Raw genomic sequence first — 2,024 nt, 5'->3', positions numbered from 1 at the left:
CATCTTAGGTTCGCATAATGTATATTATGTTAAATTAGTTAGATAATAGGTCACTGACTTCTCTATCCTTTTCCACTCCAAAATAATCATAAAGCTACCTGTCTTCCTGAATGCCAATAGATTTGGATTGAACAGATACAGTAAGTTCTTTAAAAATAAATTTGTTCATATTTATCTCTATCCCCTACCATTGGTAACGGAATGAAAAAAGAAATCAGGAAATAATCTACTGTTATCAATAGTTTTTTACTACAGCACATTATCTATTTTTTAAATGCATAACGACAGGTAGATGATAAACCATGAGTACGATGAAAAATAATAAAATTGTTATTGTTGGTGCCGGTTTTGTAGGCACAACACTGGCATGGTGCTTATCTTGCCACTATAAAGGAGAAATTATCCTGATTGATAAAGGACAAGCGGGTAACGGAGTGACTAAACAGGCTTTTGCATGGCTCAATGTTTCTTATGGTAGACCGGATGCCTACAGTAAGCTCAGGCAGCAGGCACTCAATGAATGGCGTTATCTCGATAAACAGACAAACGGAAAATTGAATATAAACTGGTCAGGTGCTATCAGTTGGCAGAAAACTGAATCTGCAACCCGTGAATTTATCGGTGCTTATAGTGAATCCGGCTTTAATGTTAAAGCATTGACGAAAGCTGAACTTCAGACACTGGAACCACAGCTTGCAACCCTCCCGGAGCTTGCTGCTTTTGCAACGGAAGAAGGTGCTGTTGATCCTCTTCACGCAACACAAGTACTTTTGCAGGAAGCCCTGAACAACGGTGTCACCTATCTGCCTGAAACAGAAGTGACTGCCATTAATCATAATGACAAACAGATTCTCGGAATTACTACACCACAGGGTGTTATCTGTGCTGATCAAGTTGTATTGACTGCCGGTGTCGGCATAATTTCTCTGATGGAAAAATTAGGGGAACAGCTTCCCTTATCTGCATCTCCTTCTATTATCGTGCAATATCAACACCAGGCTGAAACCCCTTTTGTACACCATATTATCTCAACGCCTGATATGGAAGTACGTCCGATATCAGGAACAACTTTGCTTGCAGCAGAAGATTATTTAAATGACTGTCCTGAAAACAGTGCTACATGTATCGCAATGAATGCTTTACCTGCCATAAAAAAAGCCTTTACAGGCAGTGATAGTCTATGTTTAGAAAAAGCTTCTGTTGGTATGCGTCCAATTCCTAAAGATGAAATGCCCATCGTCGGAAAAGTTGCTGATTATCGTGGCTTATATATGCTCAGCATGCATGCAGCAATTACACTTGCACCACTGATATGCCGACTGGCTCAGGAAGAAATAATAAACGACACAGAACAAGCTGCATTAAATCCATACAGACTCACACGCTTTGATAAAAACTGAAGTTATTTGTTCTATATGCAAACAGAAGATGGCTTTTGCTATCTTTGCAATATCAGCAAAAGACTTCTGCGTTTATTGCTCTTTTTTAGAGTGACTTATCTCATGATAATAAAACCCATATTAATCAAATTAACCGCTATCGCCACACTTGATCGTAATGAACGTATCGTTAATCCAGAAGGATTTGCTCCTCAATGGGATGACTAATCACTCCTATCTCTTAATTCGGTAATTCCTCAGCTTTACTGAGGGAAAATATTTCCTTATTTCATCGCCTTCCAAAATCAATTCTAATGAAGGATGAGGTTTATTATGCTTTTTGAACACTATTCTCTGAGTGGTTTGTTGTTATCTAATCGTATTGTAATGCCACCGATGACACGTTCGCGGGCTGGAAGAGGGTATTCTGGAAAATACACGCTGGAACGCGCTGAAGAAGCGCTGACTAACGGTTGGGAAGATCTGACCGGGTTTGGCCGCTCTTTTATTGCTAACCCAGATCTACCCTACCGTCTTGCCAATGGGCTGGAATTAAACCAGCCGATAAAAGAAAAATTTTTCGGTGGTAATGAGGGAGGATATACCGATTATCTGGCGATAAGCTGTATTAGTCACAATTTGATC

Annotated in this window: 1 protein-coding gene and 1 pseudogene; both read left to right on the top strand. The window is 39.6% G+C overall.

Annotated features, from left to right (window positions below):
- The first annotated feature begins 311 nt into the window (after nucleotides 1–311).
- The gene (locus ABLA85_RS18955) at nucleotides 312–1,400 is read left to right on the top strand and encodes an NAD(P)/FAD-dependent oxidoreductase (protein ID WP_367965852.1); all 1,089 of its coding nucleotides are present in this window, start codon (nucleotides 312–314) and stop codon (nucleotides 1,398–1,400) included.
- Between the two features lie 402 nt (nucleotides 1,401–1,802).
- Nucleotides 1,803–2,024, top strand: a pseudogene (locus tag ABLA85_RS18950) (alkene reductase); the annotation flags it as partial.

The sequence above is a fragment of the Xenorhabdus sp. SGI246 genome, assembly GCF_040838225.1.
In the GTDB taxonomy this organism is placed as follows: Bacteria; Pseudomonadota; Gammaproteobacteria; order Enterobacterales; family Enterobacteriaceae; genus Xenorhabdus; species Xenorhabdus indica.
Note: the sequence above shows the minus strand (reverse complement) of the source record. Positions and strands in the feature narration are given on the sequence as shown.

Coding starts and splice junctions, on each gene's coding strand:
- ABLA85_RS18955 (WP_367965852.1), top strand. CDS start 312: ATGAAAAATAATAAAATTGTTATTGTTGGTGCCGGTTTTGTAGGCACA.